Source organism: Tolypothrix sp. PCC 7712 (genome assembly GCF_025860405.1).
Classification (GTDB): domain Bacteria; phylum Cyanobacteriota; class Cyanobacteriia; order Cyanobacteriales; family Nostocaceae; genus Aulosira; species Aulosira diplosiphon.
Genome location: NZ_CP063785.1, coordinates 1,735,575 through 1,754,178 on the forward strand (window position 1 = coordinate 1,735,575; position 18,604 = coordinate 1,754,178).

The 18,604-nt window shown below is 42.5% G+C and carries 16 protein-coding genes; 12 read left to right on the plus strand and 4 right to left on the minus strand.

Translation table 11 applies throughout. From position 1 onward, the window contains the following. Positions 1-72: 72 nt before the first annotated feature. Complete coding sequence (gene hemF / locus HGR01_RS07020; RefSeq protein ID WP_045869160.1) at positions 73-1,125, minus strand: oxygen-dependent coproporphyrinogen oxidase; 1,053 nt, start codon at positions 1,123-1,125, stop codon at positions 73-75. Between the two features lie 719 nt (positions 1,126-1,844). Between hemF and HGR01_RS07025 the strand changes: the two genes are divergently transcribed. The 8 genes from HGR01_RS07025 to HGR01_RS07060 all read left to right on the plus strand — a co-directional run bounded on the left by HGR01_RS07025 (position 1,845) and on the right by HGR01_RS07060 (position 11,882). Then, positions 1,845-2,369 (plus strand): polyketide cyclase / dehydrase and lipid transport, encoded by a 525-nt coding sequence (locus HGR01_RS07025; RefSeq protein ID WP_045869159.1) that lies wholly within the window; start codon positions 1,845-1,847, stop codon positions 2,367-2,369. A 223-nt stretch (positions 2,370-2,592) separates the two neighbouring features. After that, positions 2,593-3,663, plus strand: coding sequence for an Mrp/NBP35 family ATP-binding protein (locus HGR01_RS07030; RefSeq protein ID WP_045869158.1), 1,071 nt, complete (start codon positions 2,593-2,595; stop codon positions 3,661-3,663). A gap of 195 nt (positions 3,664-3,858) precedes the next feature. Next, positions 3,859-5,184: a rod shape-determining protein RodA gene (gene rodA / locus HGR01_RS07035; protein WP_045869157.1), complete on the plus strand. Its 1,326-nt coding sequence runs from the start codon at positions 3,859-3,861 to the stop codon at positions 5,182-5,184. Between the two features lie 487 nt (positions 5,185-5,671). Beyond that, complete coding sequence (locus HGR01_RS07040) at positions 5,672-5,866, plus strand: NAD(P)H dehydrogenase subunit NdhS (protein ID WP_045869156.1); 195 nt, start codon at positions 5,672-5,674, stop codon at positions 5,864-5,866. A 71-nt stretch (positions 5,867-5,937) separates the two neighbouring features. Continuing rightward, positions 5,938-6,594 carry an HAS-barrel domain-containing protein gene (locus HGR01_RS07045; RefSeq protein WP_045869155.1) on the plus strand — a complete coding sequence of 219 codons (657 nt, stop codon included), beginning with the start codon at positions 5,938-5,940 and terminating at the stop codon, positions 6,592-6,594. A 286-nt stretch (positions 6,595-6,880) separates the two neighbouring features. Further along, the gene (locus HGR01_RS07050; RefSeq protein ID WP_045869154.1) at positions 6,881-9,019 is read left to right on the plus strand and encodes a cation:proton antiporter; all 2,139 of its coding nucleotides are present in this window, start codon (positions 6,881-6,883) and stop codon (positions 9,017-9,019) included. A gap of 370 nt (positions 9,020-9,389) precedes the next feature. Beyond that, positions 9,390-10,340, plus strand: coding sequence for a UDP-glucuronic acid decarboxylase family protein (locus HGR01_RS07055; protein WP_045869153.1), 951 nt, complete (start codon positions 9,390-9,392; stop codon positions 10,338-10,340). A 150-nt stretch (positions 10,341-10,490) separates the two neighbouring features. Beyond that, complete coding sequence (locus HGR01_RS07060) at positions 10,491-11,882, plus strand: UDP-glucose dehydrogenase family protein (RefSeq protein WP_045869152.1); 1,392 nt, start codon at positions 10,491-10,493, stop codon at positions 11,880-11,882. 270 nt (positions 11,883-12,152) lie between these two features. Here HGR01_RS07060 and HGR01_RS07065 read toward each other — a convergent pair whose 3' ends face one another. Beyond that, entirely contained in the window at positions 12,153-12,962 is an 810-nt protein-coding gene (locus HGR01_RS07065; protein ID WP_045869151.1) for a DUF2993 domain-containing protein, read from the minus strand. A 518-nt stretch (positions 12,963-13,480) separates the two neighbouring features. Then, entirely contained in the window at positions 13,481-13,906 is a 426-nt protein-coding gene (locus HGR01_RS07070) for a GNAT family N-acetyltransferase (protein WP_045869150.1), read from the minus strand. Positions 13,907-14,231: 325 nt separating this feature from the next. Between HGR01_RS07070 and HGR01_RS07075 the strand changes: the two genes are divergently transcribed. Genes HGR01_RS07075 through HGR01_RS07085 form a run of 3 tightly spaced genes read left to right on the plus strand, consistent with a single transcriptional unit; the run spans position 14,232 to position 17,010 of the window. Beyond that, entirely contained in the window at positions 14,232-16,343 is a 2,112-nt protein-coding gene (locus tag HGR01_RS07075) for a TIGR00300 family protein (RefSeq protein WP_045869149.1), read from the plus strand. Between the two features lie 30 nt (positions 16,344-16,373). Continuing rightward, a complete protein-coding gene (locus HGR01_RS07080) occupies positions 16,374-16,913 on the plus strand; it encodes a DUF2085 domain-containing protein (protein WP_045869148.1) in 540 nt (179 codons plus the stop codon). Next, positions 16,903-17,010, plus strand: a complete 108-nt coding sequence (locus tag HGR01_RS07085) for an Rpn family recombination-promoting nuclease/putative transposase (RefSeq protein ID WP_264265728.1) — start codon at positions 16,903-16,905, stop codon at positions 17,008-17,010. Before HGR01_RS07080 ends, HGR01_RS07085 begins: the two co-directional genes overlap by 11 nt. 281 nt (positions 17,011-17,291) lie before the next feature. Here HGR01_RS07085 and HGR01_RS07090 read toward each other — a convergent pair whose 3' ends face one another. Continuing rightward, a complete protein-coding gene (locus HGR01_RS07090) occupies positions 17,292-18,413 on the minus strand; it encodes an RNA-guided endonuclease InsQ/TnpB family protein (RefSeq protein ID WP_045867859.1) in 1,122 nt (373 codons plus the stop codon). A 38-nt stretch (positions 18,414-18,451) separates the two neighbouring features. On the opposite strand from HGR01_RS07090, the gene HGR01_RS07095 reads away from it, so the two are divergent. After that, a complete protein-coding gene (locus HGR01_RS07095; RefSeq protein WP_045868487.1) occupies positions 18,452-18,598 on the plus strand; it encodes a ribbon-helix-helix protein, CopG family in 147 nt (48 codons plus the stop codon). Positions 18,599-18,604 lie beyond the last annotated feature (6 nt).

Sequence of the window (18,604 nt, forward strand, 5' to 3'; positions counted from 1 at the left end):
TACGGACTTTCTTCGTTGATTCTTGCAGATTGATACCTGAGATTTACAGAGAAAACTAGAACTCCACAACCCTTAATCCGCAGTATGATTGGGTGTCCAATTTATCCAATCTTGAGGCTTGAGGAAAGTTTCGTACAATTCGGCTTCTGGGGTATTAGCTTCTGGTTGATACCCGTACTCCCAACGTACTAACGGTGGTAGCGACATAAGAATCGATTCTGTACGTCCGTTGGTTTGGAGTCCGAAAATTGTACCTCGGTCGTAAACCAAGTTGAATTCTACATATCTTCCTCGGCGATAGAGTTGGAAATTCCGTTCGCGATCGCCATATTCAGTGCTATGACGGCGTTCTACAATTGGTAAATAAGCTGGTAAGAAAGCTGCACCACAGCTTTGTACTAAAGCAAACAATTCTTCCCAAGTTCTTTGTGGTAAAGTTCCTACCTGGTTGCTATAAATAGCTGCTTCCCCATTGGGGTTAGGGCCGCGATATAAAGCACCTTGACCATCTTGATAATCCAAGAATAGACCGCCTACACCTCTTGTCTCATTGCGATGCTTGAGGTAGAAATATTCATCACACCAGCGCTTGAAGACAGGGTAATACTCTGGATGATGTTGATCGCAAGCCTGCTTCAGTGTTTTATGGAAATGCTGCGCGTCTTCAGCAAAAGGGTAGTAAGGTGTTAAATCCGCACCACCACCAAACCACCAGACTGGGCCTGCCTCAAAATAGCGATAATTTAAATGGACAGTTGGTGCATAGGGGTTACGCGGGTGTAAAACCAAAGAAGTTCCTGTGGCATAAAAACCATGTCCAGCCGCTTCCGGACGTTGGGTCAAAATGGAAGGTGGTAAATGGGAACCCCAAACTTCAGAAAAATTTACACCAGCCTGTTCAAATATTGCACCATCACGCAGAACACGCGATCGCCCTCCACCACCTTCTGGCCGTTCCCAACTATCTTCGTGAAAATTAGCTACACCATCTAAATTAGCCAAAGCTTTACTAATTTCGTCTTGTAGCTGTTTCATAAACTGACTAACTCTAAGTTTCGCGTCAGTTGGTGGGAGAAACTTAGATGAGTCTACGGCCAAAGTAGGGGTTTGCGAGTTGATCAACATAGATTCCCGAACCTAAATTACAATTTCCAAACAATCAGAAACTTTTAAATTAAAATTTCTGACCAAACACTTGGTTAAAATTTGCTTTTTTCTTACTTGTCAAGCATTTATACGATTGATTAGCAAGACTAGAGTTTATTGTCCCTCAAATGCGTATAGGCTTGTATATTGACGAAGGTTTTTTTTTGAATTTTTTTGATGACAACATCTGGTATTTACACAAGACTCTGGCAAATTAGTTGCAAACACTCTCAACCTTGAGACATCAATAGTTTTGGCTGGAATGGTCACAACTAGAACACCTAATCCCGAATTGTGTTCCACAACAAGGCGGTGTAATCTCTCTATCATCGTACTAGCGTCTGCGACCTATGGGGCTTGCTATGTTTAGGGCCATTTTGAGAAAGTTTGAATGAAAAGTCTGAGTTAAAAGTGCTGAGGAGCCAGTGCGTTGCGGAGGACAGTTGCGTGGGCGGGTTTCCCGACTTGAGCAAACTGTCCGTTGGGGTTCCCTCCTTTGTAGCAACTGGCGTTGCTGAGTGCTGAGTTAAAAGACAGTAACACTATGCCGTATCAGCTAGAGCAGGGAATATGACAGTTTTGAGTATCCAGTCATTACTCGAAAATCCCACTCAGCAATGATTTGAAGTCGAGGGCTAACCAAAATTGCCCACCATGCCAGAGTTCCCAGAAAGTCTGTAGCTAGGAGGATTAGGCAAATGCGAAGTTGTTTATCCAAATTCATCAATCAGAAACGTCGCCGATTTTGCGCTTCGCTGGTGCGGACATATCGAGAGATCAGTTCTGCATCTGTAGATGAACTTTGGCAACAGGTGGTAAACTTCACAGACGTTTCTTGGCACCCTTTACTCAAAAGTACAAATGTACCTTATGGATTAGTACCCAAACCAGGCTTAATTTTCCAGGCAGTAACTCGGTTTTCGCCCATTCCAATTCGGATTTTTGTAGAACGTGTCAATCCCAGAGAAATGTTGAGTATCAGAGTTTTGGCCCTGCCTGGGATTGAGGAACGTATAACTTACCGAGTAGAGTCAACGGTGTGTGGTACTTGTTTATCTTATTCTGTGACACTACGTGGTTGGTTGTCACCTCTAATTTGGTCTTTGTCTCGTCCCTATGTTGATCGCGTGGCTCGTTCTTTAGTGGAAGCAGTAGAGAAAGCTGCATTACAGGCAGTTTCTAGCCAGAAAAAGTCCATTAATGACAGTTGTTTTGATTTTTAGAAATTGAGGATTTGGTAATGGGTAATGGGGGATGAGGGGGATCAGAAATCACAAACACCTATTGAGTAATCCATCAACAAAGAGAATATTTACCATCAATAAACTATGTATTTTTTTTAAGATTTATTACAACGATCGCAGCACAATTAAGGTATCCAGTTACTAGTTAAGATACTTGCCACAAATGGATTTCTTCTTTTTGAAATTTAAATTTTGAATTTTTATGTACGATGTTCTCGATGCTCGCTCGGTGTTAGATGTGTTGCGACCAGTTCAAGACCCAGAACTGCAAAAAAGTCTGGTAGAACTGAATATGATTCGCAACGTCAAAATTGATGGTGGCAAGGTTAGTTTCACTTTAGTGTTAACCACACCCGCCTGTCCTTTACGGGAGTTTATTGTTGAAGACTGCCAAAAGGCTGTGAAAAAACTCCCTGGTGTTACAGATGTTACTGTCGAAGTCACAGCAGAAACACCCCAGCAAAAAAACCTACCTGATCGCACTGGTATAACTGGGGTAAAAAATATTATTGCGATTTCTAGTGGCAAAGGTGGCGTGGGTAAAAGTACCGTTGCTGTGAATGTTGCAGTCGCTTTAGCACAAACAGGGGCAAAAGTTGGCTTACTTGATGCTGATATTTATGGCCCCAACGATCCCACCATGTTGGGACTAGCTGATGCCCAAATTACTGTACGTCCTAGCGAGAAAGGCGAAATCCTCGAACCAGCATTTAATCACGGCGTTAAATTAGTCTCTATGGGCTTTTTAATTGACCGAGATCAGCCAGTAATTTGGCGGGGGCCAATGTTAAATGGAGTCATCCGTCAGTTTCTCTATCAAGTAGAATGGGGCGAATTAGATTATCTACTTGTAGATATGCCACCCGGAACTGGGGATGCTCAGTTAACTTTAGCCCAAGCAGTACCGATGGCAGGGGCAGTAATTGTTACTACACCCCAAAATGTTGCCCTCTTAGACTCACGTAAAGGATTGCGGATGTTCCAGCAGATGAACGTCCCAGTACTAGGAATCGTGGAAAATATGAGCTATTTTATTCCTCCAGATATGCCAGATAAACAGTACGATATCTTTGGTTCTGGCGGTGGCGAAAAAACCGCAGCCGAACTGGGAGTCCCATTGTTAGGATGTGTACCCCTGGAGATATCTACAAGAATTGGTGGTGATAGCGGCGTACCGATTGTTGTAGCCGAGCCAAATTCTGCTTCTGCAAAAGCACTAAGTGCGATCGCCTTATCCATCGCTGGTAAAGTATCAGTTGCAGCATTGACATAAGAATTACAATTTTGTCTGGTTCCTGGGCTACAGCCTAGGAATACAGATTTTAGTAGGCAAAGTCAAAGCCGAAGTAGCAAGTATGAAGTATAAAATTAATACATATCTAGCTGATAATTCCTAGCTTCTACTTAACGCTTCATACTTCTTTAGTCACTAAATTAAAATTTAACAGTTAAAGTCTAAACTCACACAATGTTGTTAAAAAGTTCGCTCCCCAAAATTCGTTGGAAGTATTGGGTTAAACCTTGGCAGCAAGTAGACTGGTTACTATTTTGTTTGCCTGTCGCCGTCAGTATATTTGGCGGGCTGATGATTCTCAGTACGGAACTCAAACAACCAGTCACGGACTGGTGGTGGCATTGGCTAGTAGCTACTATTGGTGCATTTATTGCATTGTTTATCGCTCGTACCCGTTACGAAAATCTGCTTCAGTGGCATTGGGTAACATATGGACTGACCAACTTTAGCCTCATTGCTGTCATGATAGCTGGTACTAGCGCTAAAGGGGCGCAAAGGTGGATTAATATTGCAGGTTTTAACGTCCAACCCTCAGAGTTTGCCAAAATTGGGATAATTATTACTCTGGCGGCTTTGCTACATAAACGCACAGCTTCTAGTCTCGATAGTGTTTTCCGCGTTTTGCTAATTAGTGCTGTTCCTTGGGGATTAGTATTTTTACAACCTGATTTGGCAACATCAATGGTATTTGGTGCGATCGTCTTAGGGATGTTGTATTGGGCAAATGCTAACCCAGGCTGGTTAATCCTGATGATTTCGCCAGTAGTCGCGGCTATTTTATTTAGTATTTCTTGGCCCTTATCAGAACCAATAGTTCTTTTTGAACAACTTAAAGACCTAACCTTCAGTCCCTTAGGCTTATGTTGGGCAGGGGCAATGGGTATTGTGGGCTGGCAGACTCTCCCTTGGCGCAAATTTAATTTGGGCGCTATAGGTGCATGGGTGCTGAATATGCTGGGCGGTGAATTAGGGGTTTTTGCCTGGAACCATGTCCTCAAAGAATATCAAAAAGACAGACTGAGCGTATTTATCAACCCCGAACATGATCCTTTAGGAGCTGGATATCACCTGATTCAATCTCGCATTGCCATTGGTGCTGGTGAAATTTGGGGATGGGGACTGTTTAAGGGGCCGATGACTCAACTCAACTTCGTACCCGAACAGCATACAGACTTCATTTTCTCTGCCGTAGGTGAAGAATTTGGTTTTATTGGCTGCTTAGTAGTACTCTTCGTCTTCTGTTTCATCTGCCTACGCCTGTTACACGTAGCGCAAACAGCCAAAGATAACTTTGGTTCTTTGTTGGCGATTGGTGTTTTGTCAATGATTGTATTTCAGTTGATTGTGAACGTTGGCATGACAGTGGGTTTAGCACCTGTAGCTGGTATTCCCCTACCGTGGATGAGTTACGGACGTTCTGCTATGCTGACAAACTTCATCTCTTTAGGAATCGTAGAATCCGTAGCAAACTTCCGCCAACGCCAGAAATATTATTTATGAGTCAAACAATTTTGGATTTTGGATTTTGCGTTCGCGTAGCGTGTCGTTGGCGCAGCCTCTCGTAGAGAAGACAAAAGTTGCGGGGGGTTCCCCCCGTTGAGCAAACTTTTCAAGACGGATTTGAGATTGACGCTCTGCCATAAGCGGATACAGCTTGGGGATTTGAGATTGACGATTTGAGATTTGTTTTCCCGCGCCACTACTCGACAAGAAGCGGGGCTTGTACCAGAAACAATCCACGCATCCTAAATTTCAAATCTAAAATTGGCATGGTCAAGCCATAAGGATGGAGATGAAGCAGGAAAGAAATTTCCATTACTTAATTATCCAATGCCCAATGCCCCATGCCTCATGACGGCAGTTGCTACAACGGAGGGAACCTCCGCAACGCACTGCCTCCCCCATGCCCCAATGACAAATCCCAAATGACAAATGACCAATGACAAGTATTAAGCTATATAACAGGAAATAAGCGAGGATAAAGATCATGATCCTGCCTGGAGCAACTGTTCGCGTTAAGAACCCCGCAGATACCTATTATCGCTATGAAGGGTTGGTACAAAGGGTAAGTGATGGCAAGGTAGCTGTGCTGTTTGAAGGCGGTAACTGGGATAAATTAGTTACCTTCCGCTTGCCGGAATTAGAAGTTGTAGAGACTATAGGTAAGAAAAAAGGGAAATAACACAAAGCATCAAGTATGAAGTATGAAAGATAAAAATTCATACTTCATCTTTTATCTTTCATCCTGAGATTATGCGCCTTCCTTTACCACAGTTTGCCACAGGCGATCGCCATCCTCATCACATTGCTGAGGTTATTGAAACTACCACTACTGAATTTTTGGCACAGTGTTTGGAACCGGAAGACTTAAGTTTTCCCCCTATGCCACCTTTTGGTAGTTGGGTTTGTTCCACAGATGAAGAATCGGGCAACCAAATTTATGCAGTGGTGTATCATGCTACCACTATGCCCATAGATTCCGTACATCGTGCAGTAGCTTTAGGGCTTTCATTGCAAGATTTGCGAGAAGAACAACCCCAAATATTTGCCATGCTGAAAACCGAATTTCGGGCTGCGATCGTGGGTTTTGAACAGCCTTCTCAGACTGAAGGTTATAATCAGCGAGTATACCAGTATTTACCACCTCGACCTCCGCAAATTCATCAGGCAGTTTATCGCTGTGATGCGGAAAAAATTATTCATTTCACTGAAGAACTAGATTTTTTACAGACAATACTTTCTATCAAAGGTGCGCCTATCGAGTCTTTGGCAGCAGCGGCTATTCGAGAGGTTTACCAGTTACGCAAGGCTGACCGTAAATGGTTAATCAAAGCTGGAAGAACCCTCAGCACTCTGTTAAAAGATGACTACGATCGCTTGCGGTTCATTTTAAGCCAGGTTCACCCATAGGTAGCCATTATCAATTACCTATACCAGGATGATTTTGGCTAATCTCCCAAAGTTGGAGAGACACGATTAATCGCGTCTGTACTTTGCTAGTACCCAGTACCCAATACCTAATCCCCAATCCCCATTACCCCTTATCCCCAGAGGGGACCCCGAGTTCCCCAATCCCCAATCATTAAAGTTAAGGTTGTTTTTAATTTCTACTCCTGGTAGCTTTTGCAGTTATATAGATCGGTCGATTGCTTTTAAGGTAATCGCAGCTTCACCATAGCCCTTTCCAGTTCTACCTATGGAACTCATTTCACAAGTTCTAGCATTAGAACCAACCTCCCAAGTTCTTGGCAAGGAACCAATTGTTCCCTTCGCTATTTTGCTGGTAGTTATTTTAGTGGTGCCAATTTTATTTGAGCGCCTGAGATTACCAGGTTTAGTAGGTTTGGTTTTCTCTGGGGTAGTACTTGGCCCTTCTGGTTGGAATTTATTCCAGACAGAATCACAGACAATTAACCTGCTAGCAGATATTGGCTTAGTTTACCTAATATTTGTAGCTGGACTAGAAGTTGACATAGAACATTTCCAGCCAAGAAAAAATCGTTCTTTCGGTTTTGCTAGCTTCAGCTTCAGCTTCCCCTTAATCATGGGCACCCTTACCGGGCGAATTTTTGGCTTTGATTGGGTGATATCAATATTAATTGGCTCTTTATTTGCCTCCCATACGCTTTTGGCATATCCCATTCTGAGCCGGCTGGGAGTGGTGAAAAATGAAGCTGTTACAGTTACCATTGGAGCCAAAATTTTTACTGATATTGGCGCTTTGCTCATATTAGCTCTCTGTATTGCTTCTGCTTCACCTCTAGGAGTATTTAATTTAGCAAAGCTACTTACTTTGTTGGGTTGGTTAATTATTTACTCTGTTGTCGTGTTAGTCGGCTTCGATTGGGTGGGTAAAGAATTTTTTCGGCGTTCTGGTGGTGAAGAGGGAAACCAATTTTTATTTGTGCTGCTGACTGTGTTTGTCGCTGCTGTTGGCGCTCAATTGATTGGAGTCGAAAAAATTATTGGAGCCTTCTTAGCAGGTTTGGCGGTGAATGAAGTTTTAGGGGAAGGCCCAGTCAAAGAAAAAGTAGTATTTGTTGGTAGTGTCCTATTCATTCCCATTTTCTTCGTTCACCTGGGGTTACTAATTGATCTGCCCAACTTTATTCACAGCACTACCAATCTGCAATTAACAGTATTGTTGGTGTTCAGTGTGATTGTTAGCAAATTTATTGCGGCTTTATTGGCGAAATTGCTATACCACTATAATTGGCAAGAAATTCTCACCATGTGGTCGCTGTCAATTCCCCAGGTAGGTACAACATTAGCAGCAACCCTAGTTGGGTATCGGGCTGAATTATTGCCAGTGGAAGTATTCAATAGTGTTGTGGCGGTGATGCTAGTTACATCAACCTTGGGGCCCTTAATTACTAGTCGGGTAGCGGTGGGTTTAGCTTCTGCAACAGTTACAGAACCAGCAATAACAAACCAACCAGAGCAGCAAACCTCAGATCCTGGGACTGCTTTTACTATAGTTGTACCGGTATACAATCCCCAAACGCAGCAGTATTTAATAGAATTAGCAACATTATTGGCCCGCCAAGCCAATGGCAGAATTATACCCTTAGCGATCGCCACTGCTGCGGCTAACATGGATGCACCACAGTTAGAAGTATCTTTACACAGGAGCGAGCGTTTGCTCGCCAAAGCCACAGCACAAAGCCAAGCTTTAGGTGTAACTGCAGAGCCATTACTGCGAATCGATGATGCTTTTGCTCAGGGAATTAGCAGAGCCTCTCGCGAACAAAAGGCTAGTTTGATCGTCATGGGTTGGGGTAAACGTACTGGGTTAAGAGCGCGTTTATTTGGTAACGTAATTGATAACGTTCTTTGGGCATCCCATTGTCCTGTTGCTGTTACTCGTTTAGTAGACTCTCCTAAAAAAATCCAACGGATTTTAGTTCCCGTAGAAAACTTAATGGCACCAACGTTACAGCCTGTACATTTTGCTCAATTGTTGGCAGATGCCAATCAAGCTCAAGTAACTGTACTCAATGTATGCGAACGACGTACCAGTTCCAGCAAAATTGCCGCCAGGCGATCGCATCTTGCTGCAATAGTATCTAAATTGGCTGTGCCCAATCCCCCAGAAATTCAAATTATCGCCCATGAAAATGTAGCTCAAGCCATTTTACAAGCAGCACGCTTGTATGATTTAGTTGTGCTACCTTTTACACGCAATCGCACCAGTCCTGGTGGATTAGCCATTAGTGATGTTACAACTCAATTAGCCAGACAATTAACTTGCTCAATTATTATGCTGGGAGAGCCACAACGTACTCACGCAGTACCGCTTCCAACTGGGATTCCCAGTACTACATCGGTTATGTAAAAATACCAGAGATTGCTTGTAGCACGATTTTATAAATTTTTATGTGTTTACTGAAAAATCTCTTGCCCCATTATCTTTTATCTGAGTTATAACAGTTGGCACATCTAATTCTTACAATACTTAATATTGTTAAAGATTTGATGAATTCTCGAATTTGACGCTCCAATCTTGAGACTATGTTTGTTATTTTGCTAATGTAATTGTATAAAAAAAGAAACTTAATGTAATAAAATTACAAGCGTAAAAATACGGGTAAATTTTAAAACCCTAAGTTAGAAAAGTCATACCCTTTTAGACTTTTTACATAAATTGCGTAATAAAAAATACGTAAAATAACAACTGACAATACTTGTACTGACATTGGTAAATTATGAGAATTTTAGTAACGGGCGGTGCAGGGTTTATTGGTTCCCATCTCATCGACCGACTAATAGGTGATGGGCATGAGATTCTTTGCTTGGATAACTTTTATACAGGCAATAAGGACAATATAATTAAATGGCTGGATAATCCTTATTTTGAACTGATCCGCCATGACATTACTGAACCCATTAGGTTGGAAGTAGATCAGATTTATCATTTGGCTTGTCCTGCTTCGCCGGTACATTACCAGTACAACCCCGTCAAAACTGTGAAAACAAATGTGATGGGAACGCTCAATATGCTGGGTTTGGCTAAACGTGTCAAAGCAAGATTTTTCTTAGCTTCCACCAGTGAAGTTTACGGCGATCCAGAAGTTCATCCCCAAACCGAAGAGTATAGAGGTAGCGTCAATCCTATTGGCATACGTTCCTGCTACGACGAAGGTAAACGCATTGCTGAAACTCTAGCATTCGACTACTACAGACAAAATAAAGTTGATATTCGAGTTGTACGTATTTTTAATACTTATGGCCCGCGGATGTTAGAAAACGATGGGCGGGTAGTGAGCAACTTTATAGTGCAAGCTTTACGGGGCGAACCTTTAACAGTCTATGGCGACGGTTCCCAAACCCGTAGTTTTTGCTATGTCTCTGATCTGGTAGAAGGATTTATCAGATTGATGAATAGCGACTATGTGGGGCCTGTAAATCTGGGAAATCCTGATGAATACACCATCTTAGAATTGGCAGAAGCCGTACAAAACCTGATTAATCCCGAAGCCAAAATTAAGTTTGAACCACTACCCTCAGACGATCCGCGTCGCCGCCGTCCAGATATTACAAAAGCAAAAACCTTGTTAAATTGGGAACCTACCGTTCCATTACAACAAGGGTTAAAACTGACAATAGAAGATTTTCGCAATCGGCTGAACAAGGAGAACAAAGCGTCAGTCTCCTGATTAGCACCGAGTATCGCTCTGAACTTTCGTGCAGGCTGAGTTTATTTGTAGCCCGTACTATTGTGGTAAGGTTTTCCACCCCCCATACAAGTTTGCGCGGAAAACTTCTGAGCTAATGGGAACAACAAAAACAACGAGGAGTTCAAAATAATGCGTGTTTGCGTCATTGGTACTGGTTACGTTGGTTTAGTTACAGGTGCTTGCTTGGCTCACATCGGTCACGATGTCATCTGTGTAGATAATAATGAAGAAAAAGTTAAATTAATGAAGTCTGGGCAGTCCCCAATTTTCGAGCCGGGACTCTCGGAAATTATGCAATCTGCAATTCAAGCCGGAAAAATTGAATTTACTACAGATTTGGCTGCAGGTGTAGCTCACGGAGAAATTCTCTTTATTGCAGTGGGAACACCACCTTTACCAAATGGTGAAAGTGATACACGTTACGTTGAGGCTGTAGCTCGTGGTATCGGCAGTCATCTCAACGGTGGTTATAAAGTAATCGTTAATAAATCTACAGTGCCCATTGGCTCAGGTGACTGGGTACGGATGATTGTTTTGGATGGCATTGCTGAACGTCAAAAAACCCTCGTAACAGCAGGTGGCGTTGCAACTGAAGATAAATTGCCAGAGATTGCATCTCATTTTGATGTAGTCAGCAATCCAGAGTTCTTGCGCGAAGGTTCAGCGGTTTACGATACCTTTAACCCCGATCGCATTGTTCTAGGCGGTAATAGCCAAAGAGCAGTAGGCTTAATGAAAGACCTGTATGCTCCAATTGTAGAGCGGCAGTTTGCTGAGGATAAATCTTTACCACCAGTATCTGTGCTGGTAACAGATCTAAGTTCAGCAGAAATGATTAAATATGCTGCTAATGCCTTTTTAGCAACTAAAATTAGTTTTATTAACGAAGTTGCTAACATCTGCGATCGCGTTGGTGCTGATGTTACCCAAGTAGCAAAAGGTATCGGTTTAGACTCCCGGATTGGTAACAAGTTTTTACAGGCTGGTATCGGTTGGGGTGGTTCCTGTTTCCCCAAAGACGTAGCCGCGCTAATTCATACTGCTGATGACTATGGTTATGAAGCACAATTACTCAAATCAGCCGTTAGCGTCAACGAACGCCAACGGCTGATTGCTTTAGAGAAACTGCAACAAGTCCTCAAAATTCTCAAAGGTAAAACAGTAGGTCTACTTGGTCTTACATTTAAGCCAGATACCGACGATTTACGCGACGCGCCAGCACTCAACTTAATTGAGCAGCTGAACAGATTGGGAGCCAAAGTTAAAGCCTACGACCCCATTGTTTCGCAAACAGGTCTACGTCATGGGCTTTCTGGCGTACTAGTCGAAACTGATGCTGAAAGACTAGCCGACGGTTGTGATGCTTTAGTACTTGTAACTGAATGGCAACAATTTAGCAATCTTGACTATGTGAAAATGGCTCAACTGATGAATCACCCTGTGATTATCGATGGACGTAACTTCCTTGACCCAGAAACAATGGTCAGAGCAGGTTTCCAATATGTAGGTGTTGGCAGATAGAAGATTAGAAATCGAAATTAAATCCTACACAAAGACGCAGAGGCTTGTTATTACCTCTGCGTTTTTGTGTACCTATGATGTTATGCAACCCTGTGTTATCGAACCTCGTTCGTGTTAACAATAGCAGGACTTAAGCAAGCAAAATTTGTCCTTGCGACCGAAACGTAGTGTAGGGAAGCAATCTCATAATTTTAGGGGATTACGTCGCTACGCTCGTAATGACGTAATTCCGTTACTTTTGCGTAAGTCCTAAATAGTAGTCTCTAGCCTCTAGCCCTTGGCCTGTTGCGAGGTATTAGGTATACGCTCAATCTCAGCATATCCACTGAAGATTAACTTTTGACCTTCAGTTTCTAAACGATTCAGTCGCATTTTTACCCCATCCAGGTCAAAGCGATCCAAATCGACCATATTATCTAAAATTTCCACCAGTGCTATGCTTAAAGTTTGCGATATTTCCCTTTGCGCTTCTGGTACCAAATCAAGTTCAAATTGAGGATCTTTGAAGGAAACTCGTCGCCGCCGTTCTACAGCCAAGCTGACAGTCATATTTAGGGGTACGAGTTCGCCATTATCTAAATCTGCTTTTGCTAAAATTCGCAGGCGATTCTCTGGTAACAGTTGTACCTGAATCTCTGGGAAAGAAACTGGTTTACCCCCAGATAACGCCGTCAAGCTAGGGACAGTCAGGTTGACTAAACGTTTTTTAACCAGTTCGGCATTAAAAGCTTGATTAATACCTGCTTCTGATAATATTACTTGGGCGATCGCCTGGGTAGGTTGCTTAAGAGTTAATTTACCACTTAAAACTGAGCCAAAGTCTATGGCAACTGCATCCGTTTCAAAAGACATCTCCTCGACTGCGAAATCTCTCCGGATGACTAAGCCACGTCCACTCATCTTGAAACTATCAATGCTGCCTTGCAACAGTTTGCTGGAGGGATAGCAGCGCACAAAGACTTCTACTGACTCGCTTTGGGTAAACAGGTGGCGAATCGTTTGGCTAGCGACTGTGTTGAGCATCCGCTCTCCCCAGTCTGTGCCTTTAGAATCTGTTAAACCAGTAAGTCCGCCGAACATGAGTTTTGGCTCTCTAGAAGTTCTTTGTACTTTTGTAACAAACTGTGAAGAATACAGCAAGCGATCCCCTGATAAATTGTCCTGATGGGCAGGAGTAGAATAACTGATGGTTAGCAGCTAAATGTATTAGATATTACTAAATTCTCTGCGAAAAGGAGATTTTTATGACACTAGATGGAGTACAAGTGTAATTTTAGCAGTCTGATACATCGTAAATGCTATATTAATTAAATTTAACTGATGATGCTGGCAATAAAATAAGTTTTTATTAATACATCAAATTAGTTTTTTTAGACCACTACTATAAGGAATAGTAATACTTATATAGGAATCCGATTTGATTATTGAAAAATCTAAGTATATGTAGGGTGCGTTATCACGAAGTGTAACGCACCGTATTCTCAGCTTTGGTGCGTTGCGCTACGCGACAACACACCCTACGTCTAGTTCAGAAATCAAATATGAATCCTATAGGCGCTGGCTGAGTATCTATAGTGAAATTTGCAGGTTATATTCAACTAAATTTCTTTCTTTAAAAAATATCGTTTATGTCCTGGCGGAAAGTTCTCCAGAATACCAAACTTCTGGTAGCTAAGGTGTTCATAAAAACCAAGAGATTGGAAACTAAATGTATCGAGGTAAGCGTAATTACAACCACGCTGTTTAGCAACTTCCTCTGCTTTCAGTATGAGTTGTTTCCCATATCCTTGACCTCGCAGCGTCTCTGCTACCCACAGGTAAGAGATAAACAGCCACCCCCATTGTGTTTTACCAACTAAACCCCCAAAAATTTCGTTTTCCTTGTCTCGAATCAAGACAGCAAGAGGTTGGTATACATCTTTTTCTATTAGGCGATCGCTATTATATTCAACAAGCTTGTTAATAACAGTACGAATATCCTCTGGTGTCGGATTCTCCTCAACTGTAAATTTTAAGTCCGCCATCTTAATTTCACAAAGCTAAATAACTTTAAATAAAGTATTTGATCAATTCTGTATAGCATTACTATTCTTTACAAAAAGTAGATATTGCTAATACTGATTTACTAGAACCAAATAGCGCTACAATGACACAACCTTGGGTTTTTTTAACCCAATTATTGATTGCTTTTAACGCAGTGTATCCCTTGGGATAATACAATGGAAGCAAAGTTATGTGCTGTTTTAAACTAGCAGAATAAAGACGTTTCGTAGCAAATTTGACAAAATGATACAGTGATACTCTGTATCTAATAAGGCTTGTAGCATCTCAACGCTTGTAATATTTTTTATGACTTCCCCGATTCGCTTTTTGATGTGCGCTCCTGACCACTACGATGTGGACTATGTGATTAATCCCTGGATGGAAGGGAACATTCACAAATCATCGCGCGATCGCGCTGTGGAACAGTGGCAAAAACTCTACCATGTCTTGAAAGAACACGCCGTTGTCGATTTAGTACCACCAGAAAAAGGCTGGCCTGATATGGTATTTACCGCCAACGCTGGTTTAGTCTTGGGGGATAACGTAGTTCTGAGTCGCTTTTTACACAAAGAACGTCAGGGAGAAGAGCCTTACTTCCAAAAATGGTTTGAAGCCAACGGTTACACAGTGCATATATTACCTAAAGATTTGCCCTTTGAAGGCGCAGGGGATGCACTTTTAGACCGAGAAGGACGCTGGTTATGGGCGGGTTACGGCTTCCGTTCAGAATTAGATTCTCACCCATACTTAGCGAAGTGGCTGGATATTGAAGTATTATCCCTACGGCTCATTGATGAGCGTTTTTATCATTTAGATACCTGTTTCTGTCCTTTAGCCAATGGTTATTTACTTTATTATCCTGGTGCGTTTGATTCCTACTCCAACCGCTTAATTGAAATGCGAGTAGCAGCAGAAAAGCGCATCGCCATTGAAGAAGCTGACGCGGTGAATTTCGCTTGTAATGCGGTGAATGTGGACAGCATCGTGATCATGAACAAGGCGAGTGATGCTTTGAAAGCACGCCTGGTGAATGTTGGTTTCCAAATCATTGAAACACCGCTAAAAGAATTTCTTAAAGCTGGTGGTGCGGCGAAATGTCTTACCCTGCGAGTAACAGAACCAGTTAGAGCAGAAATTCATGCGAATGTTTCTGTAGAAAGTCGGATTATTCGCCTAGAAGGTCACTTGCTGGATTCTGGCTTGATTAACCGTGCTTTGGACTTGATTGTTGATACAGGCGGAAGCTTCCAAGTGTTGAATTTCAACTTGGGCGAACAGCGCCAAAGTACCTCAGCTGCTGAAGTAAAAGTTTCAGCACCATCCCATGAGGTGATGGAAGAGATTATTTCTCAGCTGATTGATTTAGGTGCTGTAGACTTACCTCAAGACGAACGAGATGCCAAACTAGAACCTGTGGTGCAAGCAGGTGTCGCACCCGATGACTTCTATGTGAGTACAATTTATCCCACAGAAGTGCGGATTCATGGTGAATGGGTAAAGGTACAAAATCAGCGCATGGATGGCGCGATCGCTATTACTCAATCTGCTAATGGGTATGTTGCCAAGTGTAAAATATTACGTGATTTAGAGGTAGGCGAACAAGTTGTAGTCGATGTCCAAGGTATCCGCACCATCCGCAAAACAGAATCGCGGGAACAGCGCAATGCTCAAGAATTTAGCTTTATGTCCGCCGGTGTTTCCAGCGAACGCCGTGTGGAATTAGTTGTAGAGCAAGTAGCATGGGAATTACGTAAAATTCGGGATGCTGGCGGTAAAGTAGTTGTCACAGCTGGCCCAGTTGTAATTCATACTGGCGGTGGCGAACATCTATCGCGGCTAATTCGGGAAAGCTACGTGCAAGCACTCTTGGGCGGAAATGCGATCGCAGTCCATGACATTGAGCAAAATATCATGGGTACATCCCTCGGCGTTGATATGAAGCGGGGTGTCGCCGTTCGGGGTGGACACCGCCATCACTTGAAAGTTATTAATAGCGTTCGCCGCTATGGAAGCATTGCCAAGGCTGTAGAGGCGGGGGCAATTAAGAGTGGGGTAATGTATGAATGTGTACAAAATCATGTACCGTTCGTACTCGCTGGATCGATTCGGGATGATGGGCCTTTACCTGATACCCAAATGGATTTGATTAAAGCACAGCAAGAATACGCCAAACACCTGGAAGGTGCGGAAATGATTTTAATGCTGTCTAGTATGCTGCACTCTATTGGTGTAGGAAACATGACACCTGCGGGCGTGAAAATGGTCTGTGTGGATATTAATCCAGCTGTGGTCACCAAGTTAAGCGATCGCGGTTCTATAGAATCTGTGGGTGTGGTAACAGATGTAGGATTATTCCTCAGTCTCTTAACTCAGCAGCTTGATAAGTTGACAAGTCCTTATCGGGCAGTGGTAGGTTAAGAGAAAACCTCGCAAAAACTAAGAAAGGGAATGATGAGAGTAGCTTTCAAAAGAGAGTTGCAAATTAATTGGGTCAGTGCGATCGCCTTTGGCGCTGCGCTCCGCGCAATCGCTGATTTTATGCTAGCGGGTATGGTAATCGGCCCGCTAGCTGCTCCCTTTCTTGCTGCCTCTGGGACATTTTTATTACCAGAAATAGCCAATATTATTTATTTCATGGGCGACCATGTTTGCCCGCAACCGGATATGGGGTTAGATTTAGCACCACCTTATATCATGGCTGTATGTATGCGTTGTTACGGCACCGTCACAGGTTTATTCATAACGCGCTTATTGTATGGTGTAACTGGTGGTAAAGGTTTTTACTGGTTAAGTCAGTATGGTTGGAGTGGCGTAGCCTTAGCCAGCGTGTTGATGATGGCTTATCCCTTGGAATTAGCAGCGCAAGTTCTTGAATTGTGGAATTTTAATAATTATATTGTCACGCCTTTTGGCTTAATTACAGGTTTGGCGTGGGGATTATTTACTATGCCAATTTTGCACGGGCGGCTTTTATCTGATGAAAATTGACTCTATTTTTTATCAATTATTTCAAAACTTCCCCGGCATCTTTTTTGAACTTATAGGCGAACTTGCAACAGTTTGCAGTCTACATTTACCTCAGTAGAAATTAAACAGCCCTGGCGATGGATTGTGCAACTTAAAAGCAGAATAGCTTACCATCAATAAATTCTGCGTGAAATCGACGTTGGTGCAGTCCGTCGCAGGAATCGCTACCTTTACCTAAAACTTGAGATTTCAAATCGTAGCCTGATTCTTCAGAAGTGACTAACCCTGCATTACCGTAAGCAGGTACTTGTCCTTTCTCAATGACTTTTAAATGCTTGCCGTTCTGATTCGTACTAACCTTGACATACTCCCCAGCCTGAAGGCATGGGGATTCTAGCTTCAGACAGCGATTGCTGGCGTAGCCAGTCTGACATCACCTAAGCCAACAGTCGATGCCCCGACTGCACAAATATTGCGACTAGCGTTTTCGTCTCTTCCATTAACTGACTGACAGGAAGGACAACGCCACTCTCTAACTGACAAATCAAGACTTTCTAGAATATGTTTACAATTAGAGCATGTCTTGCTACTTGGATACCACTGGTCGATAAAGACAACCAGTTTATTCTTCTTCTTGGCAACCCATTCTAGGATTTGCAGAAACTCACCAAACGCTAAGTCTGATATTTGCCTGCCCCAAAGACGTTGCATTCCTTTGAGATTTAAAGTCTCAAAACAGAGAATATCGAACCTATCTGTTAGCTCATGAGCTAATTTCCAGAACCAATCACGCCGACGGTTGGAAATATCTTCATGCTTGCGTACTAAATTCTTTCTGGCTCGTTCTCTGTTAGATGAGCCTTTTAGCTTTTTGGAATGCCGCGAACTTGCTTTTTTAATGGCGCTTAGGGATTGCTTGAAAAATTGGGGCGATTCAATTTTAGTGCCGTCTGAGCAAGTGAGGAATGTCTTTAACCCAAAATCAAAGCCAGCGATTTTACCCGTCTTAACTTCAACTTCTGAGCTACCCTCATCAACAACCAAAACCATAAATAACTCACCTAACGGGGTGCGTTTAATAGTTAGGGTTTTGACTGTTCCCTCAATTTCTCTGGACTTCCAAAACTGGTAAACTCGACTACCAATTTTTACCCTATTTCCACCCAAAAACTTATAACCTGCCTGCTTAAGGGTGAACGATTTGTATTTCTTGACCTTCTTAAATCCTGGTGGTCTTACTCCTTTGTTATTGTGTTTGAAAAACAATTGGTAAGCTTTCTCAATGCGTTGACAAATATCTTGTGCTGCTTGAGAACCTACTGATTGCCAAAAAGAATTACGCTTTCTTAATTTGGCGATATGAGCCTGAAGTTTTGCACAGTTTAAATGCTTGCCAAACATCCGGTAATACCTTTTATGTAGAGCAATGCAATGGTTATAAATCACTCCAGCAGCGTTGATTGTGCGCTTGAGGTGTCTATTCCTTTTGTGTTCGTACAATTTAAACTTCAGTGTTTTCATGCTAGTATTATACCATAAAACGACGGCAATATGACGGCATGAAGAAATTAACAGTTCGATGCTCTAATGAAGAGTATGAAACGCTTTTGAAATACTGCGAAGAAACAGATCGCACTCAAAATGACGTACTTAGAGAGATGATCCGGAAGTTGAAGAAAAGCCGTGCTAGAAGCACGGGGCTTTAGACCCAA

Excerpts from the sequence above, each read along its gene's own strand:
- hemF (WP_045869160.1), bottom strand. The coding sequence starts at position 1,125 with ATGTTGATCAACTCGCAAACCCCTACTTTGGCCGTAGACTCATCTAAG.
- HGR01_RS07025 (WP_045869159.1), top strand. The coding sequence starts at position 1,845 with ATGCGAAGTTGTTTATCCAAATTCATCAATCAGAAACGTCGCCGATTT.
- HGR01_RS07030 (WP_045869158.1), top strand. The coding sequence starts at position 2,593 with ATGTACGATGTTCTCGATGCTCGCTCGGTGTTAGATGTGTTGCGACCA.
- rodA (WP_045869157.1), top strand. The coding sequence starts at position 3,859 with ATGTTGTTAAAAAGTTCGCTCCCCAAAATTCGTTGGAAGTATTGGGTT.
- HGR01_RS07040 (WP_045869156.1), top strand. The coding sequence starts at position 5,672 with ATGATCCTGCCTGGAGCAACTGTTCGCGTTAAGAACCCCGCAGATACC.
- HGR01_RS07045 (WP_045869155.1), top strand. The coding sequence starts at position 5,938 with ATGCGCCTTCCTTTACCACAGTTTGCCACAGGCGATCGCCATCCTCAT.
- HGR01_RS07050 (WP_045869154.1), top strand. The coding sequence starts at position 6,881 with ATGGAACTCATTTCACAAGTTCTAGCATTAGAACCAACCTCCCAAGTT.
- HGR01_RS07055 (WP_045869153.1), top strand. The coding sequence starts at position 9,390 with ATGAGAATTTTAGTAACGGGCGGTGCAGGGTTTATTGGTTCCCATCTC.
- HGR01_RS07060 (WP_045869152.1), top strand. The coding sequence starts at position 10,491 with ATGCGTGTTTGCGTCATTGGTACTGGTTACGTTGGTTTAGTTACAGGT.
- HGR01_RS07065 (WP_045869151.1), bottom strand. The coding sequence starts at position 12,962 with ATGTTCGGCGGACTTACTGGTTTAACAGATTCTAAAGGCACAGACTGG.
- HGR01_RS07070 (WP_045869150.1), bottom strand. The coding sequence starts at position 13,906 with ATGGCGGACTTAAAATTTACAGTTGAGGAGAATCCGACACCAGAGGAT.
- HGR01_RS07075 (WP_045869149.1), top strand. The coding sequence starts at position 14,232 with ATGACTTCCCCGATTCGCTTTTTGATGTGCGCTCCTGACCACTACGAT.
- HGR01_RS07080 (WP_045869148.1), top strand. The coding sequence starts at position 16,374 with ATGATGAGAGTAGCTTTCAAAAGAGAGTTGCAAATTAATTGGGTCAGT.
- HGR01_RS07085 (WP_264265728.1), top strand. The coding sequence starts at position 16,903 with ATGAAAATTGACTCTATTTTTTATCAATTATTTCAAAACTTCCCCGGC.
- HGR01_RS07090 (WP_045867859.1), bottom strand. The coding sequence starts at position 18,413 with ATGAAAACACTGAAGTTTAAATTGTACGAACACAAAAGGAATAGACAC.
- HGR01_RS07095 (WP_045868487.1), top strand. The coding sequence starts at position 18,452 with ATGAAGAAATTAACAGTTCGATGCTCTAATGAAGAGTATGAAACGCTT.